The organism is Sulfitobacter sp. EhC04, from assembly GCF_001650875.1.
Taxonomy (GTDB): Bacteria; Pseudomonadota; Alphaproteobacteria; order Rhodobacterales; family Rhodobacteraceae; genus Sulfitobacter.
Genome location: NZ_LXYI01000045.1, coordinates 153583 through 180294, shown reverse-complemented (window position 1 = coordinate 180294; position 26712 = coordinate 153583). Strand labels below are relative to the sequence as shown.

Annotated in this window: 26 protein-coding genes; 10 read left to right on the top strand and 16 right to left on the bottom strand. The window is 61.0% G+C overall.

Translation table 11 applies throughout. The features are described 5' to 3' along the window. Positions 1-7 precede the first annotated feature (7 nt). On the top strand, positions 8-889 hold the full coding sequence (gene tsf, locus A8B82_RS18280; protein ID WP_067295664.1) for a translation elongation factor Ts: 882 nt from the start codon (positions 8-10) through the stop codon (positions 887-889). Between the two features lie 422 nt (positions 890-1311). On the opposite strand, the gene A8B82_RS18275 is transcribed toward tsf, so the two are convergent. The 12 genes from A8B82_RS18275 to A8B82_RS18220 form a co-directional block, all read right to left on the bottom strand. Then, positions 1312-2067, bottom strand: a complete 756-nt coding sequence (locus A8B82_RS18275) for a helix-turn-helix transcriptional regulator (protein WP_067295661.1) — start codon at positions 2065-2067, stop codon at positions 1312-1314. After that, positions 2064-2504: a type II 3-dehydroquinate dehydratase gene (gene aroQ / locus A8B82_RS18270; protein ID WP_067295659.1), complete on the bottom strand. Its 441-nt coding sequence runs from the start codon at positions 2502-2504 to the stop codon at positions 2064-2066. The genes A8B82_RS18275 and aroQ overlap by 4 nt, the downstream gene beginning before the upstream one ends. A gap of 227 nt (positions 2505-2731) precedes the next feature. Next, positions 2732-3421, bottom strand: coding sequence for a phosphate regulon transcriptional regulator PhoB (phoB, locus tag A8B82_RS18265; RefSeq protein WP_067295656.1), 690 nt, complete (start codon positions 3419-3421; stop codon positions 2732-2734). Positions 3422-3423: 2 nt separating this feature from the next. After that, a complete protein-coding gene (gene phoU, locus A8B82_RS18260) occupies positions 3424-4131 on the bottom strand; it encodes a phosphate signaling complex protein PhoU (RefSeq protein WP_067295653.1) in 708 nt (235 codons plus the stop codon). Positions 4132-4135: 4 nt separating this feature from the next. Continuing rightward, on the bottom strand, positions 4136-4933 hold the full coding sequence (pstB, locus tag A8B82_RS18255) for a phosphate ABC transporter ATP-binding protein PstB (RefSeq protein ID WP_067295650.1): 798 nt from the start codon (positions 4931-4933) through the stop codon (positions 4136-4138). 12 nt (positions 4934-4945) lie between these two features. Next, on the bottom strand, positions 4946-6280 hold the full coding sequence (gene pstA / locus A8B82_RS18250; protein ID WP_067295648.1) for a phosphate ABC transporter permease PstA: 1335 nt from the start codon (positions 6278-6280) through the stop codon (positions 4946-4948). Continuing rightward, positions 6280-7752 (bottom strand): phosphate ABC transporter permease subunit PstC, encoded by a 1473-nt coding sequence (gene pstC / locus A8B82_RS18245; RefSeq protein WP_067295646.1) that lies wholly within the window; start codon positions 7750-7752, stop codon positions 6280-6282. The genes pstA and pstC overlap by 1 nt, the downstream gene beginning before the upstream one ends. 91 nt (positions 7753-7843) lie before the next feature. Next, positions 7844-8884, bottom strand: a complete 1041-nt coding sequence (locus A8B82_RS18240; RefSeq protein ID WP_067295643.1) for a substrate-binding domain-containing protein — start codon at positions 8882-8884, stop codon at positions 7844-7846. 147 nt (positions 8885-9031) lie between these two features. Beyond that, the gene (locus A8B82_RS18235; protein ID WP_067295640.1) at positions 9032-10087 is read right to left on the bottom strand and encodes a sensor histidine kinase; all 1056 of its coding nucleotides are present in this window, start codon (positions 10085-10087) and stop codon (positions 9032-9034) included. A gap of 4 nt (positions 10088-10091) precedes the next feature. Beyond that, positions 10092-10613 carry a gamma carbonic anhydrase family protein gene (locus A8B82_RS18230; RefSeq protein WP_067295638.1) on the bottom strand — a complete coding sequence of 174 codons (522 nt, stop codon included), beginning with the start codon at positions 10611-10613 and terminating at the stop codon, positions 10092-10094. Beyond that, positions 10610-11260, bottom strand: a complete 651-nt coding sequence (gmk, locus tag A8B82_RS18225; protein ID WP_067295635.1) for a guanylate kinase — start codon at positions 11258-11260, stop codon at positions 10610-10612. The genes A8B82_RS18230 and gmk overlap by 4 nt, the downstream gene beginning before the upstream one ends. A gap of 3 nt (positions 11261-11263) precedes the next feature. Continuing rightward, on the bottom strand, positions 11264-12142 hold the full coding sequence (locus A8B82_RS18220) for a YicC/YloC family endoribonuclease (protein ID WP_235604733.1): 879 nt from the start codon (positions 12140-12142) through the stop codon (positions 11264-11266). Between the two features lie 244 nt (positions 12143-12386). Between A8B82_RS18220 and A8B82_RS18215 the strand changes: the two genes are divergently transcribed. Beyond that, complete coding sequence (locus A8B82_RS18215; RefSeq protein WP_067295632.1) at positions 12387-13103, top strand: PAS domain-containing protein; 717 nt, start codon at positions 12387-12389, stop codon at positions 13101-13103. Positions 13104-13506: 403 nt separating this feature from the next. On the opposite strand, the gene A8B82_RS18210 is transcribed toward A8B82_RS18215, so the two are convergent. Next, entirely contained in the window at positions 13507-14877 is a 1371-nt protein-coding gene (locus A8B82_RS18210; protein WP_067295629.1) for a class II 3-deoxy-7-phosphoheptulonate synthase, read from the bottom strand. Between the two features lie 203 nt (positions 14878-15080). Here A8B82_RS18210 and A8B82_RS18205 point away from each other — a divergent pair, with 203 nt between their 5' ends. Next, on the top strand, positions 15081-16085 hold the full coding sequence (locus A8B82_RS18205) for a GlxA family transcriptional regulator (protein WP_067295627.1): 1005 nt from the start codon (positions 15081-15083) through the stop codon (positions 16083-16085). A 124-nt stretch (positions 16086-16209) separates the two neighbouring features. Here A8B82_RS18205 and A8B82_RS18200 read toward each other — a convergent pair whose 3' ends face one another. Then, complete coding sequence (locus A8B82_RS18200) at positions 16210-16629, bottom strand: hypothetical protein (RefSeq protein WP_067295624.1); 420 nt, start codon at positions 16627-16629, stop codon at positions 16210-16212. Positions 16630-16637: 8 nt separating this feature from the next. Then, entirely contained in the window at positions 16638-17675 is a 1038-nt protein-coding gene (locus tag A8B82_RS18195; RefSeq protein WP_067295856.1) for a PQQ-dependent sugar dehydrogenase, read from the bottom strand. 244 nt (positions 17676-17919) lie between these two features. On the opposite strand from A8B82_RS18195, the gene A8B82_RS18190 reads away from it, so the two are divergent. The 6 genes from A8B82_RS18190 to A8B82_RS18165 all read left to right on the top strand — a co-directional run bounded on the left by A8B82_RS18190 (position 17920) and on the right by A8B82_RS18165 (position 23731). Then, complete coding sequence (locus tag A8B82_RS18190) at positions 17920-19113, top strand: ABC transporter substrate-binding protein (protein ID WP_067295621.1); 1194 nt, start codon at positions 17920-17922, stop codon at positions 19111-19113. A gap of 124 nt (positions 19114-19237) precedes the next feature. Continuing rightward, positions 19238-20020, top strand: a complete 783-nt coding sequence (locus tag A8B82_RS18185) for an ABC transporter ATP-binding protein (protein WP_067295619.1) — start codon at positions 19238-19240, stop codon at positions 20018-20020. Next, positions 20017-20589 (top strand): hypothetical protein, encoded by a 573-nt coding sequence (locus A8B82_RS18180; RefSeq protein ID WP_235604727.1) that lies wholly within the window; start codon positions 20017-20019, stop codon positions 20587-20589. Before A8B82_RS18185 ends, A8B82_RS18180 begins: the two co-directional genes overlap by 4 nt. Before the next feature lie 7 nt (positions 20590-20596). After that, positions 20597-21415, top strand: coding sequence for an ABC transporter ATP-binding protein (locus tag A8B82_RS18175; protein WP_082899361.1), 819 nt, complete (start codon positions 20597-20599; stop codon positions 21413-21415). Between the two features lie 4 nt (positions 21416-21419). Beyond that, the gene (locus A8B82_RS18170; RefSeq protein ID WP_067295616.1) at positions 21420-22430 is read left to right on the top strand and encodes a branched-chain amino acid ABC transporter permease; all 1011 of its coding nucleotides are present in this window, start codon (positions 21420-21422) and stop codon (positions 22428-22430) included. Beyond that, positions 22427-23731 carry a branched-chain amino acid ABC transporter permease gene (locus A8B82_RS18165; protein ID WP_067295613.1) on the top strand — a complete coding sequence of 435 codons (1305 nt, stop codon included), beginning with the start codon at positions 22427-22429 and terminating at the stop codon, positions 23729-23731. Before A8B82_RS18170 ends, A8B82_RS18165 begins: the two co-directional genes overlap by 4 nt. 316 nt (positions 23732-24047) lie before the next feature. On the opposite strand, the gene A8B82_RS18160 is transcribed toward A8B82_RS18165, so the two are convergent. Continuing rightward, positions 24048-25598, bottom strand: a complete 1551-nt coding sequence (locus A8B82_RS18160; protein WP_067295848.1) for a helicase HerA-like domain-containing protein — start codon at positions 25596-25598, stop codon at positions 24048-24050. Positions 25599-26060: 462 nt separating this feature from the next. On the opposite strand from A8B82_RS18160, the gene A8B82_RS18155 reads away from it, so the two are divergent. Beyond that, positions 26061-26699, top strand: coding sequence for an invasion associated locus B family protein (locus tag A8B82_RS18155; protein ID WP_067295610.1), 639 nt, complete (start codon positions 26061-26063; stop codon positions 26697-26699). Positions 26700-26712 lie beyond the last annotated feature (13 nt).

Genomic DNA, 26712 nt, shown 5'->3' with positions numbered 1-26712 from the left:
CCCAAAGATGGCAATCACAGCATCTATGGTAAAAGAACTGCGCGACAGCACCGGCGCAGGCATGATGGACGCCAAGAGGGCGCTGACGGAGAACGACGGCGACATGGAAGCCGCCGTTGACTGGCTGCGCACCAAGGGTCTGGCGAAAGCCGCCAAGAAATCGGGCCGTACCGCCGCCGAAGGTCTGGTTGCGGTCAAGGTCGAGGGTGGCCATGGCGTCGCGGTCGAAGTGAACTCAGAAACCGATTTCGTCGGCAAGAACGCGGATTTCCAGAAAATGGTTGCAGGCATCGCCGATGTCGCTGTCGCTGTTGCTGTTTCCGATATTGATGCGCTGAAAGCGGCGGATATGGGCGGCAAATCCGTCGAGCAGACCGTGACAGACGCGGTTGCCGTGATCGGCGAGAACATGTCCGTGCGCCGCATGGCGACAGTGGATGGCGACACCGTGGTGTCCTATGTCCACAACGCGGCTGCCCCCGGTATGGGCAAGATCGGCGTTCTGGTCGCGATGACCGGCGGCGACGATGCATTCGGCAAGCAGGTTGCAATGCACATCGCGGCGGTGAACCCGGCGTCCCTGTCCGAAGACGATCTGGACCCGGCCGTGGTCGAGAAGGAAAAGCAGGTCCAGATGGACATCGCGCGCGAAAGCGGCAAGCCCGAGCAGGTCATCGAAAAAATGATCGTGGGCCGGATGAAAAAATACATGTCCGAAGTCACGCTGCTGAACCAATCCTTTGTCGTGAACCCCGATCTGACCGTGGGTGACGCGGCGAAAGAAGTTGGTGCCACCATCACCGGTTTCGTGCGTCTCGAAGTCGGCGAAGGCATCGAAGTGGTCAAGGAAGACTTTGCTGCCGAAGTGGCCAAGGCCGCCAAAGGCTAAGCGTCGCGTCGTCCGATGGACGGCAGGGCGACATCGAATTGAAAGGGGCGGTGCCGCAGGGTGCCGCCCTTTCTGTTTGGACCGATCTTGGCGGCGCTGCTGAGATGAAGCGGGCGGACCTTGAATATCAAGGCCCGCCCTACGCCCGATGACGGAACGCTCGGGGAGGAGCAGGGGCGTTATCACCCCGGACAGCCGGGCGGAAGAATACGCCCGACTGTAACCGGAACCTGCAAAGAGCCTTGTTATAACAAGGATTTACAGGCTTTGTCCCTGTGGTCAAACCGTTCGCCAGGAACACCGTTACTTTGGGTCAACTTCCCGCTTTGAGCCAGTCAGGGATTCCTTACCTTTTGAAGAGGTTTGTCCACAGGCCCTAAACAAGGGGAATATTTCACGCGACACGTCAGATTCGGCTGAATCTATGCGTCCAGCACGAACATCTGGTTCGAAAATGACGCCTTGAGCACCGCCTGTGCCGTGGTATCCACCGCCAGCGCCTCGCGCGCCAGTCTGAGGTGTTTTTCAACGGTGGCCGATGTCAGCCCCATGATCACCGCGATATCCTGCATCGTCTTGCCGTCACCCACCCATTCCAGCGCTTCGCGCTGACGCGGTGTCAGGGCGCGGCGCTGCGAGTGGTAGGGCAGGGTCAGGATTTTCAGATGCGCGATTTCGTTCATCAGCTTGATGTCATTGCCATGCAGGGCCCATAGGTCATCGACCTCGTCCTGCGACATGCCGGGCTTGGCCGTCAGGGCGATGGCCCCCTTGGACCGGGCAGAGATGGATTTGAAGCTGACGGTATATCCTGCGGTGACCTTCATGCGATGGTTGAAGTCGATCACGCGCGCCTCTGCCGGGGTCATGGCCCGTTCGCGTGCCATGTCATGCAGGACGGTCCAGCTGCAGGCGCCTTCGTGCTTGAGCGCCCAATGGACCATGGGCGCATGAAAATACAGGCCACCGCCAAGGAATTCGTCTGTATAGGCGCGGCTGTGGTTGGTCAGAATGACAAAGTCTTCCGGGTCACCCAGGGAGGTTGAGGTGCGGTAGCGGGTAAAGCCATAGATCAGCCGGTCAAACCCGTAGGTCGCCATCTTTGTGGTATGCAGATCCCAAAGCTCTTCCAGGCTGGGACAGCGGGCGACAGAATGAAGATACTCTCGTAAACTCATGATGTTGCATGCCTTTCTGAAAGCACATCCAGCGCCATCAGATAGCCCTTTGCGCCAAAGCCGCAGATCTGGCCGATGGCGACAGGGGCGATGTAGGAATGATGGCGAAAGGCCTCGCGGGCGTGAATATTGCTCAGGTGAACCTCCACAACCGGCAATTCGACAGAGGCGATGGCATCCATCAGCGCGACAGAGGTATGGGTATAGGCGCCGGCATTCAGCACGATGCCGCCATGAACGCCTTTGGCGGCGTGGATCGCGTCAATCAGCGCACCTTCATGGTTGCTTTGCACAAAGGACAGATCAAGCCCCAGCGCCGCAGCCGCATCGGTGCAGATCTTCTCGATGTCGGCCAGGGTCGTTGCGCCATAGACTTCCGGCTGGCGGGTGCCCAGCAGGTTCAGGTTCGGACCATTGAGGATCAGGACAGACGGCATATACAACCCCTTGATGAGATGTGCATTATTAACGACGGAAGGGCCGAAAAGTCCAGCAGTCAACACTGGGGCACATCAGGATGGGGTCGAACAGATATGTTCTGACGGTCCGCTAACGGTAGCCAGTTATCCTATAATCAGTATTATGTAAATAAAATCATCACCTGAGGCCAGCAAAACACCGCTTTGCCACCCTCAGGACGGTTGCCGCAGACACAGAATGACATTCAGCCCAATGCGTAGCCTGCGCCGCGTACGGTTCTGATCGGGTCTTGCCCGCCGTGGACCGTCAGCGCCTTGCGCAGTCGTGCGATGTGAACATCTACCGTGCGTGTGTCGACATAGATGTCGCGGCCCCAGACATGATCCAGCAATTGATCGCGGCTGAACACGCGGCCGGGTTTCTCCAGCAAGGTCACCAGCAGCCGGTATTCGGTTGGCCCCAGCTTCAGTTCCTTTTCCGCGCGGTTCACGCGATGCCGCTCCGGATCAAGGCGGATGTCGTCAAAGGTCAGTTCGGCACCGCTGGCCGCCGGCCGTGAGCGGCGCAGCTGGTTGCGGACGCGCGCCATCAGTTCGCGCAGCGCATAGGGTTTCACAACATAATCATCCGCACCGGTTTCAAGCCCGCGCACGGCGTCGACTTCTTCGGAGCGTGCCGACAGCATGATGATCGGGATATCGCGGGTCTCTTCGCGTGTCTTGAGCTGGCGGCAGACTTCGATTCCACTCATCAGCGGCATCATCCAATCAAGGATCACCAGATCGGGACGCGCCTCTGACACCATCAGCAGCGCTTCCTCGCCATTCTCTGCGCGGCGCACGGCAAAGCCTTCGCTTTCCAGATTATAGGCCAGGACCTCGCGCTGCGCCGGTTCGTCCTCGACCAGCAGGACCTGCGGTTGCGTTACAGACATCTTCAACCCTCTGCCGGCATTGATGTGTGGTCGGCCTTGGGCCGGTCCTCGTCGGGGTGCTGGCCGGTGACCAGATAGATCACCTGCTCGGCGATGGAGGTTACCAGATCGCCCATGCGCTCGACGTTTTTGGCGATGAAATGCAGGTGCATACAGGCGGTGATATTGCGCGGATCTTCCATCATGAAGGTCAGGAATTCGCGGAACAATGCGTTGTACATCTGGTCCACATCCTGGTCCCGCTCGATGATATCGGCGGCCAGTTCGGCGTCACGCTGGATATAGGCGTCCAGCGCGTCCTTGAGCATCGCCTCGACCGTGCGCGCCATGCGGCGGATGGCACCGGCGCTGTCGTTCACCGGGGCGATCTGCGACAGCACGCCGGTGCGTTTGGCCATGTTGTTTGCGTAGTCGCCGATCCGCTCAAGGTTTGCGCTGATCTTGATCACGCTCAGGATCAGGCGCAAGTCAATCGCGGTCGGTGCACGCAGGGCGATGACGCGGGCGGCGCTTTCGTTGATCATGATTTCAAGGTTGTCGATCACCTTGTCCCCTGCCCTGACCTTCTCGGCCAGTTCCTCGTCCCGGCTTTCAAGGGACAAGGCACCGTTGCGGATGGCATCCTCGACCAATCCGCCCATCTTCATGATCTGGGCCTGAACCGCCTCCAGATCGCGATCAAATGCTGATGCAATGTGTTGATCTTGCATGATATTATCCAATCCGGCCTGTGATGTAGCTTTCGGTGCGCGGGTCTTCGGGGGTGGTGAAGATCTTGTCTGTGTCGCCAAACTCCACCAGGTTGCCCAGGTGGAAAAAGGCGGTCTTCTGGCTGACGCGGGCAGCCTGCTGCATGGAGTGGGTGACGATCACAACCGAATAGTTCTGGCGCAATTCGTCGATCAATTCCTCGACCTGTGCTGTCGCAATCGGGTCCAGCGCGGAACAGGGTTCATCCATCAGCAGCACTTCGGGCTCTGTCGCCACGGCGCGGGCGATACACAACCGCTGCTGCTGGCCACCGGAAAGGCCGGTGCCGGGCGCATCGAGCCGGTCCTTGACCTCATTCCAGATCGCACCGCGCCGCAGCGCGCGTTCCACGATGTCATCCAGATCGGCCTTGTTGCGGGCCAAGCCGTGGATGCGCGGCCCGTAAGCCACATTGTCATAGATCGACTTGGGGAACGGGTTTGGTTTCTGGAACACCATGCCGACCTTGGCGCGCAGCTGGACCGGGTCCACCTTGCGGTCATAGATGTCCTCACCGTCGATCCGGATGTCCCCGACCACGCGGCAGATGTCGATGGTGTCGTTCATCCGGTTGATGCAGCGCAGGAAAGTCGACTTGCCACAGCCCGACGGCCCGATGAAGGCGGTGACGGTCTTGTCCTCGATCTCGACATTCACGTCCTTGATGGCATGGGTGTCGCCATAATAGACCTGAACGTCACGGGCCGCGATTTTGATGTTCTTTGTGGCCACTTCATTCTCCGCAATATGATTGTCTTTCATCGGTCTGTCTCCTTACCAGCGGCGCTCGAAACGGCGGCGCAGGATGATGGCGATGATGTTCATGGTCAGCAGGAATATCAAAAGAATGATGATCCCGCCCCATGCTTTCTCGTAGAAGCTGGCATCCGCGCGGGCGGCCCAGGTGTAGATCTGCGCAGGCATGGCCGAGTTCGGTTCGGTGAAACCGGCCAGCACGCCGTCGGGATAGCCCCGCGCGACAAAGCCCACCATGCCGATCAGCAGCAAGGGTGCGGTTTCACCCAGCGCCTGTGCCAGACCGATGATCGTCCCGGTCAGGATGCCCGGCATTGCCAGCGGCAGGACGTGGTGGAACACCGCCTGCATCTTGGAGGCACCCACGCCCAGTGCGGCATCCCGGATCGAGGGCGGCACGGATTTCAGCGAGGCGCGTGTCGAGATGATGATTGTGGGCAGTGTCATCAGTGTCAACACCAGGCCGCCCACCAGCGGCGCGGACTGGGGCAGATGCATGAACTGGATAAAGACCGCCAGTCCAAGGATACCAAAGACGATGGAGGGCACCGCCGCGAGGTTCGAGATATTGACCTCGATCAGGTCGGTGAAGCGATTCTGCGGCGCGAATTCCTCAAGATAGATGGAAGCCGCGACGCCGATCGGCAGCGACAGCGCCAGCACCACCAGCATCATGAAGAACGAGCCGACAACCGAGGCACCGATGCCCGCGCCGCCGGGGTTGTCCACACCCGAATCCGCCCCGGTGATGAAGTTCCAGTTGAACGCGCGGGTGATGATACCGGCGTCGACCAGCGCGTCGATCAGATCAAGGTCGGAGCCTTGCAAAAAACGGCTGTCTTGCAGCGCGTCCCGTGTCACGCGTCCGGTCAGATACCCATCGACCCGCGACGCGGCGGCCAGCTTGAAGGCCACCGGGCTGCCCAGATCCTGTTCGTTCGCGCGGTAATGTTCGCGCAGGGTGCCGCCGGGCTTGCCCAGCAGGCGCTGGATGGCATCTGCGTCAAAAGCCACCTCGATGCCGCGCGCGTCCAGCGCGGTGCGGATTTCCTCGATCAGCAGCCCCTCATAGGCTTTGGTCTTGAACAACTCGCCCTCGGCGGCGGTGTATTGTTCTTCGGTCAGGGTGAATTCCACGTCCACAACCGTCTGGGTAAAGGCCGGCGCGCCGGAGCGGATGATCGAAACCGCCAGGACCACCAGAAAGAACAGGCCGATCAGGATGGCGGTCATGCCATAGGCCCGGAACCGTTTTTCTGCCGCGTTGCGTTTGCGGGTGCGCGCGTCCTGCACCAGCAGGGATTTTCCGCGCGGTTTGGGTGCAGCGCCGCTGCTGAGGCTTGCATCAGACATCAGTCATATTGCTCCCGGTACTTGCGCACGATGTAGAGCGCGAAAACATTGAGGGCGAGGGTGATGACAAAGAGCGTCATCCCCAGCGCAAAGGCCACCAGCGCTTCGGGGCTGGCGAAATCGGCATCCCCGGTCAGCTGGCTGACGATCTTGGCGGTGACGGTGGTCATCGCGTCGAAAGGGTTCAGGGACAAGCGTGCGGCGGCCCCTGCCCCCAGCACCACAATCATGGTTTCGCCAATGGCGCGTGAGGCGGCCAGCAGGATGGCACCGACAATGCCGGGCAAGGCGGCAGGCAGGACCACCTGGCGAATGGTTTCCGATTTGGTGGCCCCCAGGCCATATGATCCGTCGCGCATCGCCTGCGGCACCGCGTTGATGATGTCGTCGGACAGGGAACTGACAAAGGGGATCAGCATGATGCCCATGACCAGACCGGCGGTGATCACCGCCGTCCCCGCCTGCATGATGCCCAGCCCGTCGCGGCCAAACACCGAGACCAGCAGCGGACCAACCGTCAGCAGCGCGAAAAGCCCGTAGACGATGGTGGGAATGCCGGCCAGCACTTCCAGCAGCGGTTTGGCGACAGCGCGCACACCGTTGCTGGCATATTCCGACAGGTAGACCGCCGCGAACAACCCGATGGGAATCGCCACCGCCAGCGCCACAACCGAGATATAGAAGGTGCCCCAGAGCAGCGGCAGCACGCCCAGGTCGGAACTGCCCCCCCTGCCCGAAAAGCTGGGTGCCCAGTTGGTGCCGAAAAAGAAATCGCTGGCGGGGTAAAGGCGGAAGAATTCGATGGTGTTGAAGACCAGCGACAGCACGATGCCCAGCGTGGTCAGGATCGCGATGGAGGCGGCACCGATCAGCAACATCTTCACAGCCGTTTCAACCACGTTGCGCGCCCGGAAATCGGCCTGGGCACCGCGCAGGCCCCAAAGCGCGCCCAGCAAGGCGAGGACGATGACGGCACCGCTCATCAACAGGTTGCCGCGCTGGGTCTGCTGCCGGTAACTTTGCGCGGCGTTCAGAATGGGCCGGGTGATCTGCGATGTGACGATGGCACCTGCATCTTGCAGGCGGCTGGTGACCTCGTCGGGGTCGGCCTGCGGATCGTTGGCAAGATCCGCGTGCATGGTGCCCTGGGCCACGGCCCGGTTCAGACCGTCCGCCGCGCGGCGCACCTCTGACAGGACAAGCCCGCGCGATGAGTTTTCATCAATGGCGCTGTCCGGGATCAGGGCAGAGACAGAGTTGTTGACGATCATCGGCTGCACCAGCAGCCAGACCAGCATCAAAAGAAGGGCGGGAACGGCGGCTTTGATCGCCACATTGCCCCCGTAATAGGAGGGCAGCGAATGCATGTGACGCCGGTCACCGCCCGCACTTTGCATCACCCGCGCCAGCCCGAGGTAATATCCGGCGATGGCGATGCCCGAAACGATGAGAAAGAGCCAGAGTATCGGCATGTCGTGCCCCGCCTGTCGGTGGAATTTCTTTATCGAAACTGCGCGGGGGCGGCATCGGGCCGCCCCCGGCTGTGAAGGGTCAGAGGCCCGATCAGGAGCCGGAGCCCATGGTCGCCTCTTCATTGACCGACTTTTGCGTGTCGGACAGCTGGGGGTCGGACACCAGGCCATAGTTGGCCAGCGGACCGGAGGGACCCGCCAGTTCGTCAGAGATGAAAAACTGTGCGTATTCTTTCAGACCGGGGATCACGCCAATGTGTGCTTTCTTGACATAGAAGAACAGCGGGCGGGACACCGGGTATTCACCCGAAGCGATGGTTTCGGTCGAGGGGGCAACATCGCCCATGGTCGCGACTTTCAGCTTGTCCTGGTTGTTCTCGTAGAACGCCAGACCAAACACGCCGATGCCATTGGTGTTGGCGTCGATACGGGCCAGGGTTTCGGTGTAATCGCCGTCGATGTCCACGGATTTGCCGTCCTGACGCACGTCAAGGCAGGCGTCTTCGGCGTCGTCTTCGCTCATGCCGCCATCCAGCATGGCCTGCATCGCGCCGGTGTCTTCACAGCCCTTCAGCAGCACTTTGTCTTCAAAGACTTCGCGTGTGCCGTGCTTGGTGCCGGGGATGAACATTGCGATTTCCGCATCCGGCAGGTCGCTGTTGAACTCGGCCCAGCTGTTGTAGCTGTTGTCGACGATTGCGCCGCCTTTCAGAACCTTCGCGCCGATGGCGTTAAAGATGTCGGCAGGCTGGAACGCATCATATGCCGGGCCGCTGATCTGCGACGCAAACACGATGCCGTCATAGCCGATGCGCACTTCCATGATCTCGGTGACACCATTCTCGGCGCAGGCCTTGATTTCCTTTTCGCGGATCGCGCGGGAGGCGTTGGCCACGTCGATGGTGTTTTCGCCCACACCTTCACAGAACCGCTTCAGACCGGCAGAGGAACCGCCCGATTCGATGACCGGTGTCGGGAAGTCGGTGTTTTCGCCAAAGGCTTCGGCAACAATGGAAGCATAGGGCAGCACGGTGGAAGAACCCGCAACCTGTACGTTGTCACGCGCGGCGGCAGCCGAGGCGGAAAGTGCGGCGATCGCCAGTGCGGATGTGGTGAGTTTTGTCAGTGACATGATGTCTCCTGTTTTCATACATTCTACGATCTCCCCCATGGGTGATCTCCCGGCCCGTTTAGGTGGCGCGCTTATACCTTTTGTGACGGTTTTGTTACGGTTTTATGACAGGGTGAGAATTGTGCAAAACAAGTGGTATTTTGACGTTCAATCGTCGCTCACCACTACATCTCGGGGCAGGATCACGCAGAATGATGCGCCCTGCCCGACGTCGGAGGTGATTTTCAGCCGCCCCCGGTGCCGGTTGAGAATATGTTTCACAATCGCCAGACCCAGCCCGGTGCCGCCCAATGCCCGGCTGCGGTGGCTGTCGGCGCGGTAGAACCGCTCGGTCAGCCGGGGAATGTGATGTGAGGGGATGCCCGGCCCATGATCACTGACAGTGATGCGCACCGATGGCCCGCGCAATGCCGGGTCGCGCAGACTGGTTTCTGCTGTGATCTCCACGGGTCGGTCATCGCCCCCGTATTTGATCGCGTTCTCGATCAGGTTGGTAAAGACCTGCAACATCTGGTCCGCATCCCCCAGAATCGGGATCGGCTCGGCCCCGAAGTCGGGGCGCAGGGTCACGCCTGCCTCAACCGCCAGCGGGTTGAGGTTGCGCAGCGCCGTTTGCAGCACCTCGGCAAGGTTGATCTGTGTGGTCGGGCGCACACGTTCCTCTGCCTCCACCCGGCTGAGCGACAGAAGATCGCCCACCAGACGGTTCATGCGCCCGGCTTCGGTCTGCATGATCCCCAGAAACCGGTCGCGCGCGGCGGCATCGTCCCGCGCCGGGCCGCTCAGCGTCTCGATGAACCCCATCAGCGAGGTCAGCGGTGTGCGCAATTCGTGGCTGACGTTGGCCACGAAGTCGCGCCGCATCTGCCCCGCCTGTGCCTGTGGGGTAATGTCCTGAAAGCTGACCATCAGCAGCCCGGCACCCTGCACCGGATTCAGCGTGACGTCATAGGTCACGTCCTTGCCCGCCTCGTCGATCAGGAATTGCGCGTGCCGCCCCTGCCCGTCCTCGATGCACCGCTCCACCGCATCCACCAGCAGGGGCTGGCGCAGCACGGTCACGAAATGGCGGCCCACCGTATGGGCCCCGACCAGCGCCTTGGCCGCCGGGTTCACCGCTGCGATCCGCTCTGCCCGGTCGATGACCAGCGTCGGCAATGGCAGGGCGGCGATCAGGTCAGGCAGCAGCGGCGCTTCGGTCATCGCGTCAGAGCGCTGTCAGGTCTTTGGCAAAGCGGGCCGCGTTTTCGGCGTAATGCCGTGCGCTTGCGGTCAGCATCGCGATGGCCTTGTCGTCCAACTGCCGCACCACCTTGCCGGGGGCACCCATGACCAGCGATCCGTCGGGTATCTCCTTGCCTTCGGTGATCAGCGCACCCGCCCCGATCAGGCAGTTGCGCCCGATCCTTGCACCATTGAGGATCGTGGCCCCCATGCCGATCAGCGTATTGTCCGCGATGGTGCAGCCGTGCAGCATGACCTTGTGACCAATGGTGCAATTCTCGCCGATGGTCAGCGGATAGCCCATGTCGGTGTGGAACACGCAGTTTTCCTGCACATTCGATCCCCGGCCCACATGGATCACCTCATTGTCGCCGCGCAGGGTGGAACAGAACCAGACCGAGCTTTCGTCCTCCAGCACCACCTTGCCGATGATATTCGCGTCCGGTGCCACCCAGGCATTGCCGTGGACTTTGGGGGTCTTGTCGCCAAGTGCATAGAGCGTCATGTCAGATCCTCGAATTCGGTTTGAAGTTTGCGCACATGGTCCAGCAACCGGGGCTGCTGGGCCACCCTCATGCGTTCCGCACGAATGATGGTCTTCAGCTTTTCTTCGGTTTCCGTCAGGTCGTCGTTCACGATCACATAATCGTAGCCGTCCCAATGGCTGATCTCGTCCCAGCTTTTCCGCATCCGCTTGGTGATGGTCTCGGCGGTGTCCTGGCCCCGGCTGATCAACCGGCGGCGCAGTTCCAGAATGGAGGGTGGCAGGATGAAAATGGACAGCGTGTGCGAGCCAAGCGCAGATTTCTGAATTTGCTGGGCCCCTTGCCAGTCGATGTCGAAAAGCACGTCCCGACCCGCCTCGATGGCTTCCTGAACAGGCCCCCGGGGAGAGCCGTAGTTGTTTCCAAAGACATGGGCGTGCTCCAGCAACTCGCCCTCCTTTACCCATTTTCGAAAGCTCTCTTCCGAGACAAAGAAGTAATCCTTGCCTTCGACTTCGCCCTCGCGCGCGATGCGGGTGGTTGCGGAAACAGAGAACTTCAGCGAGGCATCCCAATCCATCAATCGGCGCGCAAGAGTGGATTTGCCCGCGCCAGAGGGCGAGCTGAGAATAACAAGAAGGCCGCGCCTTTCCGGCTGTTGGGTCATGGTTTACTCCACATTCTGTACCTGTTCACGCATCTGGTCGATCACGGCCTTCAGCGACAGCCCGACGCGGGTCAGCTCGGTGTTCTGCGCCTTGGCGCAGAGGGTATTGGTTTCGCGGTTGAATTCCTGCATCAGGAAATCCAGCTTGCGCCCCACCGGCCCGCCCTCGGACAGCAATGCGCGTGCTGCCGCGATATGCGCGCCCAGCCGGTCGATTTCTTCGGTGATGTCGGATTTGACCGCGATCAGCGCCAGTTCCTGGGCCAGACGGTCCTCATCCATCCCATCGGCATTTTCCAGGATGCGGGCCAGGTTCTGCCGCAGGGTCTGCGCCATCTCGCCCTTGCGCGCCTCGGCCAGCCTTGCCGCGGCAGCGGTCAGGGTTTCCACCTCGGTCAGCTGGTTTTCCAGCACCCTGGCGAGGGCGGCCCCCTCGCTCGCGCGCATGGCGGCAAAATCGGCCAGCACCTTGTCCACATCCGCCAGCAGCGCCGCGCAAAGCTGCGAAGTATCATCCTGCATCACGGCCTGTTCAAGCACACCGCGCATGGTCACGATGTCGGTGGCCTTTGAAGGGGCCAGCGATATGCCTGCATCCATCGCCCGCGCTTCGATCCGGTGCAGTGCGTCCAGCACGGTTTCAAGCTGGGCGTCGTTGACTGCCAACCGGCCTGCCCCTTCTTCGCGGGTGACGCGCAGGTTGCAGGTGATGTTGCCCCTTGCCGCCACCGCGCCGAGTTTCTTGCGCAGCCCTGTCTCCAGCCCCTCGATCCAGTCCGGCACCCGCAGCCGCAGGTCCAGCCCCTTGCCGTTCACCGCGCGAATCTCCCAGCCCCAGGAATAGGGCGCATCAGTGCCTGTGCGTGTCGCAAAACCGGTCATCGAATGGATCATGTAAGGCGGCCCCTGGCGCTTGAGTTCCACACCGGGATAGGTCGAAACAGCCCGGCGGGGCAAGCCCATCCGGCGCGGTGTTAACCAATGCTTAAGATTTTTCCCCGCTGCCTGCCTGTTCACGCTAATTAGAATAGAGTTGAACGCACACCTCGTGACGCCGTCATGAAACAGGGTGCGACTGGCCCTGTCCTCCCTGTGAACCCGGCCGATTGAGTAAAGGTGGTGTTACATGGACAAGTCAGACCAAAAAACGCAGAATGTTGTTGAAATGTCAGACCATCATCCAGATTCCGGTTATGCCGCCATTGCGCAGGTCGAAGCCTATTGGGAAGCTCTGCGCGGAGCGCGCGTTGTGCCAAAGCGGTCCGAGATTGATCCACGCGGGATCGAGGGCGCGCTTGAAAATGCCTTTATCGTGGAACGGGTCGCGCCCGGCATCGCGCGGTTGCGCATCGCGGGCAGCCACCTGAATGACCTGATGGGCATGGAAGTGCGCGGCATGCCGTTGACGGCCATGTTCAACCCCAACGCGCGGCAATTGATCTCTGAAACCATAGAAGAGGTGTTTCAGGCCCCCGGCACGGGCCGGTTTCGCCTGACGTCCTCGGGGTCGGAAGGCAGGCCGGAGGGTGAGGCACGGATGATCCTGCTGCCGCTGAAAAGCGATCTGGGCGATGTCAGCCGCCTGTTGGGATGCCTGGTGTTCAAGGGCCAGATCGGATTGGCCCCCCGGCGCTTTGACGTGCTGGACCGGGAATTCACATTTCTGATGCCCGGCACGGATGCCACGCCGATCCCCGATCCGGAGCAAGACACGCCAGCCAAACCGCAAGGCGTTCCGGGCTTTGCGGCCCCCGTTCCGCCTTACATGACGCCAGCTCCGGCGCGGGTCAGACCAACGGACAAGCGCCCGCCCTACCTGCGGCTGGTCAAGTCCGATGACTGACGGCTTGTTACGGTTTTCTCATCGCCCAGAATTGTCATCGTCCCGTGTCGAATGCCCCGTTTCGAATGCCCCGTGTCGAATGCCATGTGACAACAATTCGAACCCGCGTATTTTCTGAATCAACGTGGCAACCCGTGCCGAGCATTCCCCGCCCAAACGCCAGGCCTTTCCGACCAAGACCGGACAGTCGCCGCGCCCGGCCTAAAACATGAATCACTTGTTTGCTGCCTTCGCCTGCGGCGGGGCGCGAAAAGTGATGTGCGATGCCTCAGGTTAAAGGCCGGACGCTTTATGTAACACAAAAGCTGGTTTTGCGTTGCATCTGACACCCTGAACGACAAACGCCGCAGACCATTGGCCAGCGGCGTTTGCGTTACATAGCGCGGCCTTGTGGCCACAGCGCTCAGAGTACGGCGGATTCGGACTGTGAAACCCGTCGCGCCGACAGTTCCTCTGCCACCAGAAACGCCAGTTCCAGCGATTGGCTGGCGTTCAGTCGCGGATCGCAGGCGGTGTGATAGCGGTCGCTCAAATCCTCGTCGCTGACCGCACGCACGCCGCCGGTGCATTCCGTGACATCCTGGCCGGTCATCTCGAAATGCACGCCACCGGGAACGGTGCCTTCTGCCCCATGCACGTCAAAGAATTCGCGCACCTCGCGCAGGACCGAGTCGAAGGGCCGCGTCTTGTAGCCCGAAGACGATTTGATGGTGTTGCCATGCATCGGGTCGCAGGTCCAAAGCACCTTTGCGCCCTCCTGTTCCGCCGCGCGGATCAGCTTTGGCAGGTGGTCGCCCACCGACCCGGCCCCGAAACGCGCGATCAGGGTCAGGCGACCGGCCTCGTTTTCGGGGTTCAGCGTGGCCATCAGCTTTTTCAGGTCATCCGTGGTCATGCTTGGCCCGCACTTCAGGCCGATCGGGTTCTGCACCCCGCGTGCGAATTCCACATGCGCACCGTCGGGCTGACGCGTGCGGTCTCCGATCCAGATCATGTGACCCGAGCCTGCCAGCCACTTGCCGGTCAGGCTGTCCTGACGACACAGCGCCTCTTCGTATTCCAGCAACAGCGATTCGTGGCTTGTATAATACTCAACCGTTTGCAGGGTATGCGCGGTGTCCGCCGTGACGCCCGCCGCCGACATGAAATCGAGCGTGTCGGAAATGCGGTTGGCGATTTCGCGGTATTTCGCCGCCTTTTCCCCATCGGTGAAGCCCAGCGTCCAGCCGTGAACCTGGTGGACATCCGCATAACCCCCGGTCGAAAAAGCCCGGATCAGGTTCAGCGTCGCTGCCGCCTGAGTGTAGGCGCGCAGCATTTTCTCGGGGTTGGGTATCCGCGCCTCGGGGGTGAACTCCAACTCGTTGATGATATCGCCCCGGTAGCTGGGCAATTCCACACCATCCACCGTTTCGGAAGGTGCCGAACGCGGTTTGGCAAACTGCCCCGCCATGCGGCCCACCTTCACCACCGGCACTTTGGCACCATAGGTCAGTACCACGGCCATCTGCAGCATCACCTTGAAAGTGTCGCGGATGGCGTCGGAACTGAATTGCTCAAAGCTCTCGGCGCAATCGCCCCCCTGCAGGAGAAAGGCTTCGCCCCGGCTGGCCGCGCCCAGATGTTTCTTGAGCCGCTTTGCCTCACCGCCAAAGACCAGCAATGGATAGCGCGCAAGCTGTGCCTCGACCGCATTCAACGCGGCCTGATCGGGATAATCGGGCATCTGGATTCGCGGTTTGCTGCGCCAGCTTGATTTGCTCCATTGGGTCATGTCATCTCTCCGGTCCCGCGCGCTGTTTGTCAGCGCTATCAAAGACCTTTTCTATACAAAAGGACGTGCGCGGTGGCCAGAACCCAATTTCGACCTCTTGACCAAGATCGAATCCCGTGACCTAAGGTTGCGGCAGATTGTGTCGCTAATGTAACGTCACGTCACAAGAGCCGCGCCTACCAACAAGGAAAAGGACGCCTGCGATGTCTCAACAGCGCCCGGCCACCCGCATACCGCCAGACACCGAAAAGCCACGGCGTTTTGTATTTGTGCTGCTGGACCAGTTCAGCCTGCTGTGTTTCTCCACGGCTATCGAATGTCTGCGCATCGCCAACCGCATGGGCGAGCGGCAGTTGTACTCCTGGATCACGATTGGTGAGGGCGGCGAAAGCGCCAGTTGCTCTGCGGGGACCGTGTTCCAGCTTGATGCCGATCTCGATGAAATGGCCCGCGACGACACCATCCTGGTGTGCAGCGGGATGGACGTACAGGATGCGACCACCAAGAAGGTGCTCAGCTGGCTGCGTCGCGAGGCCCGCAAGGGGCTGACCGTGGGCGGGCTCTGTACCGGGGCCTTTACCCTGGCCAAGGCTGGCCTGCTGGATGGCAAACGCGCGACAATACATTGGGAAAACCAGGACAGCTTTGCCGAAGAGTTCGAAGAGGTGCAATTGACCAAATCGGTCTTTGTGGTCGACGGCAACCGGCTGACGACCGCGGGCGGGACCTCTTCCATTGACCTGATGCTGAAGCTGATCGCGGACGACCAGGGCGAAGACCTGGCCAATGCGGTGGCCGACCAGCTGATCTATTCCTCGATCCGCACCGACCAGGACACCCAGCGGCTCAGCGTGCCGACCCGCATCGGGGTGCGCCATCCAAAGCTCAGCCAGGTCATCCAGATGATGGAGAGCAACATCGAAGAGCCGATCAGCCCGTCCGTGCTGGCCCGCGATGTCGGCATGTCCACAAGGCAGCTTGAGCGGCTGTTCCGGCGCTACCTGAACCGCAGCCCGAAGCGCTATTACATGGAGTTGCGCCTGCAAAAGGCGCGCAACCTGCTGATGCAGACCGACATGAGCGTGATCAACGTGGCGCTGGCCTGTGGCTTTGCCTCACCGTCGCATTTCTCGAAATGCTACCGGGCGCATTACGACACGACCCCCTACCGCGAACGCGGCAGCCACGCCGCGCGCCTGTCGATCTGACCCGGCAAGGCCCGCAAAAGAACGCCCTCCTTTCGCTTCCTTATACCTGAAGTACCCACCCGCAGCGCGCCAAATGCGCTGCGGGTGGCGCTCAACGTGACAGAGGCCCCCGGGCCCCGCTCAATCAGAACCGATCCATGATCGGCTTGCTGCTGGAATTCAGCAAAAAGGTGATGACCGCCAGATCATCCTCGCGCTGATGCAGCATGGCATAGAAGAACGCATAGCTGGTGCCGGTCCAGTAAATCCGGCCCTCCTGCCGGACGCCGCCGCCCAGGTCGAGTTCCTTGAACACCGAAACGTTGCGGAAATCGCGCGGCCAGGCACCTTCCATCTGGCGCTGGTTCGCCGCCAGCTCCTCAGGCGTGAACTCATCACGCCCGCCCAGCCGCTGGATCAGCGGAATGAAATCGCGACGCATCACATGGCGGTCGACAAAATCCGCATAGGCCTCGTAGTCGGGGAAAAGACTGTCGCTTTCCTGTGCCTGGGCGGCAGTGGACAGGCAGGCAATCAGGCTCAGCAAAATGGCAAATAGACGCATCGTGGCTCTCACTTTGTGGGTGTCATCCGGTAAACCGTACCCTCGCCCACAGAAATAAACCAGATCGCGCCGTCGGGCCCCTCCACGATGTCGCGCACCCGCGAAGTCTGTGGCCCCTTGATCTGCGCCACCTCTTGCAGCGGATCGCCGCTGAGCCGGGATATATAGTCGAACTTGAGCGCTCCGACAAAGATGTCGCCGCGCAGATCCGCGTCCAGCGCGCCGGAATAGACCATGAGGCCAGACGGCGCGATTGACGGGTCCCAGTAATGCGCGGGCTGTTCCATGCCGGGCTTTGCGGTGCCTTCACCGATCTTGGCCCCGGAATAATGCCGCCCATAGGAAATGACCGGCCAGCCATAATTGGCCCCTTTGCGCACTTCGTTGACCTCGTCGCCGCCCTGCGCGCCGTGTTCGGACACCCAAAGGGTCCCTTCAAGGTCGAGCCCGGCCCCCTGCGGGTTGCGGTGACCGTAAGACCAGATTTCAGGCAAGGCCCCCGCCTGCCCCACAAAGGGATTGTCATCAGGCACGCTGCCATCGCGGTTGATGCGAATGACAGAGCCGTTGTGACGGCTCAGATCCTGTGCCGCCGGGCGGTCACCCCGCTCACCGATGGTCATGAACAACTTGCCATCCGTGGCCTCGACGACGCGGCTGCCAAAGTGACGGCCGCCCCGGCTGCCCGGTTTCATGGCAAAAAGCTCGGTCACGCCTTCCAGCCTTTGCCCGTCATCCGAAAGCCGGGCAGAAGCCAGCGCCGTGCCGCTGCCGCTGCCCTGCTTTTTGGCATAGGTCAGAAACAGCATCCGCGATTGATTGAAATCGCGGGCAAGCGTGATGTCCAGCAGCCCGCCCTGCCCGCCGGTTTCAACCTCCGGCACACCTGCAACCTCGCTGCGGGTGCCGTCGCGTTGCAACAGCAGTCTGCCGTCCTTTTCGGTGATCAGGATGCCGCCATCCGGCATCGGCGCCACTGCCCAGGGGGTGTCCAGATCAGTTACCACGGGTTGAAACGACCAATTTTCCTGCGCTGCGGCAGACATAGGCAAGAGCGCCCCGAAAATCGCCAGATGCAGGAAATTGGTAAAGTTTTTCGGAATCGGCATGGCAAAACTCCTGTTCAGACACTCATTTTCAGAAAATGTAACTTTCGTGACAGGAAATTCCACCACGGCCCGATCAATTCCGCTTGTTTCGCGTTATTACACTGAGGAAAAACTCCTTTTCTTTTCGCAAGCCTTTGCCTACGTTTCTCGCGAACATCATGTTCCAATAGGGAGAAACCTCATGAAAAAGATGCTCTTGGCCTCAACGGCTGCGGCACTCGTGGCAACATCGGCCTTTGCCGACGCACATGCGAAAGAAGTGAAACTCGGCATTGAATTCGGCTTTACCGGCCCGATTGAATCGCTGACCGGTCCGATGGCCGCCGGTGCCGAACTGGCGATGAAGGAAGTGACCGACAGCGGCATGCTGCTGGATGGCGCGACTGTAACCAGCACGCGCGCGGATTCAGGCTGTATCGACAATGGCCTGGCCGTGTCCGGCGGCGAACGTCTGATCGCCGAAGGGATCAACGGGCTGATCGGCGCGGATTGCTCCGGTGTGACCGGCGCGGTGCTGCAGAACGTTGCGATCCCAAATGGCATGGTCATGATCTCGCCCTCCGCGACATCGCCCGGCCTGACCACCATGGAAGACAACGGATTGTTCTTCCGCACCTCCCCGTCCGACGCCCGCGAAGGCGAAGTGATGGCGGAAATCCTGCAGGAGCGTGGCGTCAAATCCATCGCCCTGACCTATACCAACAACGACTATGGCAAGGGTCTGGCGGATGCGATCGAGTCTTCGTTCAAGGCGCTTGGTGGCGAAGTAACCATCGTGGCCGCCCATGAGGACGGCAAAGCGGATTACTCCGCTGAAGTCGGCGCGCTGGCCTCTGCCGGTGGCGACCTGCTGGTTGTTGCGGGTTACCTTGACCAGGGTGGCGCAGGCATCATCAAATCCGCACTGGACGCGGGCGCATGGGACACCTTCGGTCTGCCCGGCGGCATGATCGGGGAGAACCTGCCCAAGACCATCGGCCCGGATCTGGACGGCTCTTACGGCCAGATCGCCGGTTCGCAGGGCAACGGGATCGAGGCTTTCACCAAGATGGCGGCAGACGCCGGTTTTGACGGCACCTCGCCCTACACCCCAGAATCCTATGATGCGGCGGCGCTGTTCCTGCTGGCCATGCAGGCCGCCAATTCGACGGACCCGGCAGACTACAAGGAAAAAATCCTTGAGGTCGCCAACGCCCCCGGCACCGAAATCTTCCCCGGTGAACTGGGCAAGGCGCTGGAACTGATCAAGAACGGCGAAGATATCGACTATGTCGGTGCCTCTGCGGTCGAACTGATCGGACCCGGTGAATCCGCCGGTACATACCGCATGATCGAAGTCAAAGACGGCGTGAACGAGACCATCGGCTACAAGTAAGGCGCAACAGCCTTGCCTGGGAAACAGGTACAGCCCGGCGCATCTGCCGGGCTGTATCCAAGATACAAGCGCCCGAAACAGGGCCGGATAAGTGCCCGAAACGGGCCGACATGGGGATGGATTTATGATCGTCGTTGACGACATACATAAGCACTTTGGTGGGTTTCACGCTGTGGACGGGGCAAGCCTGACCATCGACGCAGGTTCCATCACCGGGCTGATCGGCCCGAACGGGGCCGGAAAAACAACTCTTTTCAATGTGATCGCAGGCGTTCTTAAACCGACCTCCGGCAGGGTTCACATGGATGGTGAAGACATCACAGGTCTGCCGCCGCATACGCTGTTCCACAAGGGATTGCTGCGCACCTTCCAGATTGCCCATGAATTTCATTCCATGACCTGCCGCGAAAACCTGATGATGGTGCCCGGTGGCCAAAGCGGTGAAACCCTGTGGAACACCTGGTTCGGGACCAAACGCATCGCGAACGAGGAACGCGCGCTCAAGGCCAAGGCGGATGAGGTGCTTGAATTCCTGACCATCGAACATCTGGCCGAACAGAAGGCGGGCCAGATCTCGGGTGGGCAAAAAAAGCTGCTGGAACTGGGCCGCACCATGATGGTGGATGCCAAGATCGTGTTTCTGGACGAAGTGGGGGCCGGGGTGAACCGGACCCTGCTGAACACCATCGGCGACGCGATCTTGCGCCTGAACAAGGAACGCAACTACACCTTCGTAGTCATCGAACATGACATGGATTTCATCGGTCGCCTCTGCGATCCGGTGATCTGCATGGCAGAGGGCCATGTGCTGGCGCAGGGCACGCTGGACGAGATCAAGGCCAATGAACAGGTGATCGAGGCCTATCTGGGGACCGGATTGAAGAACAAGGACAAGGTGGGGGCATGATGCCGCGCGCGCTGGCATGGGCATTGGGCACGGCGCTGGTGGCCCTGCCCCAGACAGCTGCGGCCTGTGCGCAGCTCAGCCGGGATGTCTGGATGTGCGACCGCGGCACGCCCTGGGAAACCGCAACATGGGATCAATACGGCGACGGGGCGACCCTGTTGCTGGATAACTACGTGCTTGATTTTACACAAGAATGGCCGGGCCATGAAATAACTGACAGCGCGGCGACGCTCGAAGAGCTTTACACCACCTACGCCGAATGGGTTGCCGCCGATGCCGAAGTCCCTTCCGAGGTTCTGATCGCTGACAAGCTGACCCTCCCGGATGCCACCGTCCTGCGCCACCTTCAGCGCGATGTCTGGGAGGGGGAGCCCTATCTGCAGGCCGTGATGCTGTCGCAGGTGGGCGCGGGGCGCATCATGCTATGGCTACAGGCGCCGAACGAAACATCCGTCGAACAACTCGATACGGCATCGCGCGACCTCGTGGGGCTGCTGCGGGACAATTGCGCAGATGCCCTGTCCTGCGCCGACGATTACGCGCCGCCGCAAGCGGCCAGCAAGGAATGAGACTGGTATGAGCGATCCTTACGGTGACCGTGGCAACAAGGACGTGTCGATTGCCAACCCCAAGGGGCAAGGCAGCTTGATCCCGCGGCACAAGGGGCAATCCCACGCCGCCCCCGGTGGCCCCTTCCTGATCGGGGACGGGATGACGGCGGGCTACGGCAATGGTCCCGACATCCTGCACGATTGCACCATTGCGGTGGATCGCGGCGAAATCGCGGTGATCGTCGGCCCCAATGGTGCGGGCAAATCCACGGGCATGAAGGCAGTCTTTGGCATGCTGGACATGCGCAAGGGCCATGTGCGGCTGGACGGCGAGGACATCACCGATCTGTCGCCGCAGGACCGGGTGGCCAAGGGCATGGGTTTTGTTCCGCAGACCTCGAACATCTTTACCTCGATGACGGTCGAGGAGAACCTGGAGATGGGGGCCTTTATCCGCACCGACGATTTCAGGGATACGATGGCGCAGGTCTATGACCTGTTCCCGATCCTGAAGGAAAAGCGCAAGCAGCCCGCGGGCGAACTGTCGGGCGGCCAGCGCCAGCAGGTTGCGGTGGGCCGGGCGCTGATGACGCAGCCCAAGGTGTTGATGCTGGACGAACCCACCGCCGGGGTCAGCCCCATCGTGATGGATGAACTTTTTGACCGCATCATCGAGGTTGCTCGCACCGGCATCCCGATCCTGATGGTCGAACAAAACGCACGCCAAGCCCTTGAGATTGCGGACAAAGGCTATGTTCTGGTGCAAGGCGCGAATGCCTATACCGGCACCGGCAAGGAACTTCTGGCCGATCCGGAAGTCCGCAAATCGTTCCTGGGGGGCTGAGGTCATGGATCTTCTCAACGCACTGATTGCATTCCTGAATTACGTCTTTGTCCCCGGTGTGGCCTATGGCAGCCAGTTGGCGCTTGGCGCGCTGGGGGTTACGCTGGTCTACGGCATCCTGCGGTTCTCCAACTTTGCGCATGGCGACACGATGGCCATGGGGGCGATGTCGGCAGTCTTGCTGACGTGGCTGTTCCAGAGTTGGGGCATCAGCCTGGGCCCGCTGCCCACCGCGCTGCTGGCCCTGCCCTTTGCCATTGGCCTGACCATCCTTCTGCTGCTAGGCACCGACAGGGTGGTCTATCGCTTTTACCGCGAGAAAAAGGCGAAACCGGTGATCCTGGTGATCGTGTCGCTGGGGGTCACCTTTATCTACAATGGCGTTACGCGGTTCATCATCGGGGCGGATGACCAGAATTTCCTGGATGGAGAGCGGTTCATCATCTCGGCGCGCGAATTCAAGACCGCCACCGGGCTTGAGGAAGGACTGTCGTTCAAGACCACCCAGGGCATCACCATCATCACCGCGATCATCGTGGTTGCCGTCTTGTTCTGGTTCCTGAACCGCACCCGCGCGGGCAAGTCGATGCGCGCCTATTCCGACAATGAGGATCTGGCGCTGCTGTCGGGCATCAACCCGGAGCGGGTGGTGATGATCACCTGGATGATTGTTGCAGGTCTGGCGACAATCGCAGGTGTTCTTTACGGATTGGACAAATCGTTCAAACCCTTCACCTACTTCCAGCTTCTGCTGCCGATCTTTGCCAGCGCCATTGTGGGCGGGCTTGGCAATCCGCTGGGGGCCATTGCGGGCGGTTTCGTGATCGCCTTTTCCGAGGTGACGATCACCTATGCCTGGAAAAAAATCCTGGTCTACATGATGCCCGAGAGCCTGGAGCCTTCGGGCCTCGTTCAACTGCTCAGCACGGATTATAAATTCGCTGTCAGCTTCGTGATCCTGCTGATCGTGCTGCTGTTCAAACCCACCGGACTTTTCAAGGGGCAGTCGGTATGAATGCGACACTGAAAAACACCGTTCTTTTCGGGATCATCGCCCTGCTGATCATTTACGTGGGCCTTGCGCAAAGCTGGAACTCGGCCCTGCTGATCATCGCCATGGGGCTGATTTCATCAATCATGGCGCTGGGGGTGAACCTGCAATGGGGGTTCGCGGGGCTGTTCAATGTCGGGATCATGGGGTTTGTGGCCCTGGGCGGGCTGGCGGCGGTGCTGGTTGGCATGCCCCCGACCGAGGGGGCCTTTGCCGCCGGTGGCTTTGGGGTGGTCGGCGCGCTGGTGCTGGGCGCGCTGACGATCTTTGCCACGATCCTGGTGATGCGCCGGATGGCGCCGGGCTGGCGCCGCAACCTGGTGGTGATTGCCATTCTCGTGGCGGGTTTCTTCCTGTTCCGGGGGCTGCTGGACCCGTCTGTGGAGCGGATCGAGGCGATCAACCCCGCTGAAACCGGCTATCTGGGCGGACTTGGCCTGCCGGTGCTGCTGGCCTGGCCGGTTGGCGGGCTGTTTGCCGCCATGGCCGCCTGGATCATCGGCAAGACGGCGCTGGGGCTGCGGTCGGATTATCTGGCCATTGCCACGCTGGGCATCGCGGAAATCATCATCGCCGTGCTCAAGAACGAGGACTGGCTGACGCGGGGGGTCAAGAACGTGATCGGCGTGCCGCGCCCGGTTCCCTACGAAATCGACCTGCAGAACACCCCGGCCTTTGTCGAACGCGCGGCGGGCTTTGGCTTTAACGCCGTGGAGGCTTCGACGCTGTGGGTGAAGGTGCTGTATATCGGGCTGTTCGCCATTGTGCTGATCTTGCTGATGTGGATGTCGCAACGCGCGCTGCATTCCCCCTGGGGCCGGATGCTGCGCGCGATCCGCGACAATGAAGTCGCGGCAGAGGCGATGGGCAAGGATGTGACCGCGCGCCATTTGCAGGTGTTCATCCTGGGCTCTGCGATCTGCGGCATTGCGGGCGCGATGATGACCACGATGGACAGCCAGCTGACACCGGGCACCTATCAGCCGCTGCGCTTTACTTTCCTGATCTGGGTGATGGTGATTGTCGGGGGATCAGGCAACAACTTTGGGGCCGTGCTGGGCGGGTTCCTGATCTGGTTCCTGTGGGTGCAGGTTGAACCGATGGGGTTCTGGCTGATGAACCTGATCACATCGGGCATGGATCTGAATTCCCCCCTGCGGGCGCATTTGCTGGAAAGCGCATCGCATATGCGGTTGCTGACCATGGGGCTGGTGCTGCTGCTGGTGCTGCGGTTTTCCCCGCGCGGGTTGATACCGGAGAGATAGGCCCGCCGGGGCTGGGCCCCGGAGTTTTTGAAAACTCCGGATCGGACTTTTTGAAAAGTCCGGGTGGTGCGTTGCCCGCGTACCGGGCCTTTGCAAAACTCGGATGGTTCAACATTCGCCCACCGGAGTTTTTGAAAACTCCGGATCGGACTTTTTGAAAAGTCCGGGCGGTGCGTTGCCCGCGTACCAGACCTTTGCAAAACCCGGATGGTGCAATATTCGCCCATCGGAGTTTTTGAAAACTCCAGACCGGACTTTTTGAAAAGTCCGGGCTGGCGCGCAGTGAATGCGTACTCTCGGGCTCTGGCCGGCGGGGCTACCGGCCTTTGAACAACCCGCCCAGGATGCCGCGCACGATGCGGCGGCCTGTTGTGCCCTTGAGTTCCTTGATGAAGACACTGCCAACCGCGCCTCCGACCTCGCGCGACCAGCTCTTGCCCTGCCCGCGCGAGGTTGATCGGTTGACCCCCTTTCCCGCATAGCGCCGTGCATTATTGAACTCGCGCAAGGCGGGGGTTTCGGCCTCCTCTGCCTGCTCTTCGGCTTTGGCGGCCTCGGCGGCGGCCTTGTCAGCACGCGCGCGCAGGATCTCAAAGGCGCTTTCACGGTCGAGCCTGGTGTCGTATTTGCCCGCCATCGGAGATGATTTCATCAGCGTCGCACGCTCAGCAGGGTCAATCGGGCCAAGCTGTGACGACGGCGGCCGGATCAGCGTGCGTTCCACGATCCCCGGCACGCCTTTCTTTTGCAGCATGGAGGTCACCGCCTCGCCCACGCCGACCTCGCGGATCGCCTCTTCGGTACTGAAGGCGGGATTGTCGCGGTAGGTCTGGGCGGCCAGACGCAGGTCTTTCTGGTCTTTCGCGGTAAAGGCACGCAGGGCATGCTGAACGCGGTTGCCGAGCTGGCCAAGGATGTCCTCGGGCACGTCTGCCGGGTTCTGGGTGATGAAGTAGACCCCAACCCCTTTGGAGCGGATCAACCGCGCCACCTGTTCGACCTTGTCCACCAACGCCTTTGGCGCGTCATCGAACAGCAGATGCGCCTCGTCGAAAAAGAACACCAGTTTCGGCTTGTCGGGGTCGCCGACCTCGGGCAGCTCCTCGAACAGTTCGGAAAGCAGCCACAGCAGGAAGGTGGCATAGAGTTTCGGCGCCCCCATCAGTTTGTCGGCAGCCAGGATGTTGATCATCCCGCGCCCGTCCTGATTGGTGCGCATCATGTCTTCCAGCGCCAGCGCCGGTTCACCAAAGAGGTCCGCCGCGCCCTGATTTTCCAGCACCAGCAACCGGCGCTGGATCGTGCCGACCGAGGCTGTGGAGACATTGCCATAGCGCAGGCTGAGGTCGCGGGCGTTCTCGCCGATCCAGACCAGAAGGGCTTGCAGGTCCTTGAGGTCCAGCAGCGGCAGACCGTCCTCGTCCGCCACCCGGAAGGCGATGTTCAGGATGCCTTCCTGCGCCTCGCTCAGCCCCAGAAGCTGCGACAGCAACAGCGGTCCCATCTCCGATACCGTGGTGCGGACAGGATGGCCCTGTTCGCCGTACAGGTCCCAGAATGTGACCGGAAAGGCATCGTAGCTGTAGCTGTCGAACCCGATCTTTTCCGCGCGGCTGGTAAAGGCATCGTGCAGCTTGTGCGCGGCAGAGCCGGAATGCGCCAGCCCCGACAGATCACCTTTGACGTCCGACAGGAAGACCGGCACGCCCTGTGCCGAGAACCCTTCGGCCAGAATTTGCAGTGTCACGGTCTTGCCCGTCCCGGTGGCCCCCGCGATCAGCCCGTGGCGGTTGGCGTAGCCAATGTTAAGGAATTGCGGGGTGGCATATGCCGCGCCGCCGCCGCCGATAAAGATGTCTTGTGTCACGTAGTGCCCCTTGTGACCGCAGCAGCCGGACCGCCGCGGGCGAAATTTCATCAGCAATGAGCATACAATCTTAACCCTCATGCGCCATAGTCTTCTTGCCCTGATCATTTGTCCTTTTGGTCACGGGCATCCTCCCTGTCAGACTGGCCGCGCCTTTGGGTGCGGCCCTTTTTGCCTTCTGTTTATGTCAATGCGGGGCGGCAAATATTTGCCGTTTTCCTGTTGACCCGCGAGCGGCGCTTTCGTAACGTCACAGCAATAAGTCGGCCCAGTCCGACGGGGAGAGAACTAAGGTGAAAAGAGGATGCCATGCGTCCTCTTTTTGCGTTTCGGGGGGGCACGCCGCATGCCGTGCCAGATCAGCGGGAAATTGCGTGCGTGGCATCACTTTTCCTTGGCTGCCCGCTGACATTGTTTTTGCTTCGTGGTAGAGCGCAGTAACGCAACAATCGTGGATTTGACATGAGTAGATTTCTGACTGCCCTGCCCGTCGCCCTGGCCCTGGCCTGCGCGGCCCCTGCAGCGCTATTTGCACAGACAACCGAGACACCCCCCGCCACCGAGCAAGAGGCTGCGCCCGAGACTGGTGCTGCACCCAAGATCGAGGATCAACTGAGCCTTGGCGAAAATGCCGATGGCACGCCGGAGATCGGCAAACCCTATACCAAGGAAGTTGTCGGTTCCTGGGAAATGCGTTGCATCAGAGGTGAAGATGGCAGCGAACCCTGCCAGATGTACCAGCTTCTGGATGACGGCCAGGGTGCGCCCGTCGCCGAGTTCTCGCTGTTCCGCCTGCCCGAGGGTGGCAAGGCCGCAGCCGGGGCGACCATTGTCGTGCCGCTGGAAACTGCCCTGCCCCAGCAATTGACCATCTCGGTGGATGGCGGCAAGGCACGGCGCTACCCTTACGCCTTCTGCAACCCGGTAGGGTGCTATGTGCGGCTGGGCCTGACCGCTGACGACGTCGCCACTTTCAAGCGCGGCAAGGAAGCGGTCATCACCATCGTACCGGCCCTGGCCCCCGATCAGCAGGTCAAGCTGAACCTGTCGCTGGACGGCTTCACCGCGAGCTATGATAAATCTTCGGTCATCGACCAGTAAGGCGTCACCGCCC

Bases quoted from the DNA above. Each gene is read 5' to 3' on its own strand.
- tsf (WP_067295664.1), top strand. From the start codon at position 8: ATGGCAATCACAGCATCTATGGTAAAAGAACTGCGCGACAGCACCGGC.
- A8B82_RS18275 (WP_067295661.1), bottom strand. From the start codon at position 2,067: ATGAGTTTACGAGAGTATCTTCATTCTGTCGCCCGCTGTCCCAGCCTG.
- aroQ (WP_067295659.1), bottom strand. From the start codon at position 2,504: ATGCCGTCTGTCCTGATCCTCAATGGTCCGAACCTGAACCTGCTGGGC.
- phoB (WP_067295656.1), bottom strand. From the start codon at position 3,421: ATGTCTGTAACGCAACCGCAGGTCCTGCTGGTCGAGGACGAACCGGCG.
- phoU (WP_067295653.1), bottom strand. From the start codon at position 4,131: ATGCAAGATCAACACATTGCATCAGCATTTGATCGCGATCTGGAGGCG.
- pstB (WP_067295650.1), bottom strand. From the start codon at position 4,933: ATGAAAGACAATCATATTGCGGAGAATGAAGTGGCCACAAAGAACATC.
- pstA (WP_067295648.1), bottom strand. From the start codon at position 6,280: ATGTCTGATGCAAGCCTCAGCAGCGGCGCTGCACCCAAACCGCGCGGA.
- pstC (WP_067295646.1), bottom strand. From the start codon at position 7,752: ATGCCGATACTCTGGCTCTTTCTCATCGTTTCGGGCATCGCCATCGCC.
- A8B82_RS18240 (WP_067295643.1), bottom strand. From the start codon at position 8,884: ATGTCACTGACAAAACTCACCACATCCGCACTGGCGATCGCCGCACTT.
- A8B82_RS18235 (WP_067295640.1), bottom strand. From the start codon at position 10,087: ATGACCGAAGCGCCGCTGCTGCCTGACCTGATCGCCGCCCTGCCATTG.
- A8B82_RS18230 (WP_067295638.1), bottom strand. From the start codon at position 10,613: ATGACGCTCTATGCACTTGGCGACAAGACCCCCAAAGTCCACGGCAAT.
- gmk (WP_067295635.1), bottom strand. From the start codon at position 11,260: ATGACCCAACAGCCGGAAAGGCGCGGCCTTCTTGTTATTCTCAGCTCG.
- A8B82_RS18220 (WP_235604733.1), bottom strand. From the start codon at position 12,142: ATGACCGGTTTTGCGACACGCACAGGCACTGATGCGCCCTATTCCTGG.
- A8B82_RS18215 (WP_067295632.1), top strand. From the start codon at position 12,387: ATGGACAAGTCAGACCAAAAAACGCAGAATGTTGTTGAAATGTCAGAC.
- A8B82_RS18210 (WP_067295629.1), bottom strand. From the start codon at position 14,877: ATGACCCAATGGAGCAAATCAAGCTGGCGCAGCAAACCGCGAATCCAG.
- A8B82_RS18205 (WP_067295627.1), top strand. From the start codon at position 15,081: ATGTCTCAACAGCGCCCGGCCACCCGCATACCGCCAGACACCGAAAAG.
- A8B82_RS18200 (WP_067295624.1), bottom strand. From the start codon at position 16,629: ATGCGTCTATTTGCCATTTTGCTGAGCCTGATTGCCTGCCTGTCCACT.
- A8B82_RS18195 (WP_067295856.1), bottom strand. From the start codon at position 17,675: ATGTCTGCCGCAGCGCAGGAAAATTGGTCGTTTCAACCCGTGGTAACT.
- A8B82_RS18190 (WP_067295621.1), top strand. From the start codon at position 17,920: ATGAAAAAGATGCTCTTGGCCTCAACGGCTGCGGCACTCGTGGCAACA.
- A8B82_RS18185 (WP_067295619.1), top strand. From the start codon at position 19,238: ATGATCGTCGTTGACGACATACATAAGCACTTTGGTGGGTTTCACGCT.
- A8B82_RS18180 (WP_235604727.1), top strand. From the start codon at position 20,017: ATGATGCCGCGCGCGCTGGCATGGGCATTGGGCACGGCGCTGGTGGCC.
- A8B82_RS18175 (WP_082899361.1), top strand. From the start codon at position 20,597: ATGAGCGATCCTTACGGTGACCGTGGCAACAAGGACGTGTCGATTGCC.
- A8B82_RS18170 (WP_067295616.1), top strand. From the start codon at position 21,420: ATGGATCTTCTCAACGCACTGATTGCATTCCTGAATTACGTCTTTGTC.
- A8B82_RS18165 (WP_067295613.1), top strand. From the start codon at position 22,427: ATGAATGCGACACTGAAAAACACCGTTCTTTTCGGGATCATCGCCCTG.
- A8B82_RS18155 (WP_067295610.1), top strand. From the start codon at position 26,061: ATGAGTAGATTTCTGACTGCCCTGCCCGTCGCCCTGGCCCTGGCCTGC.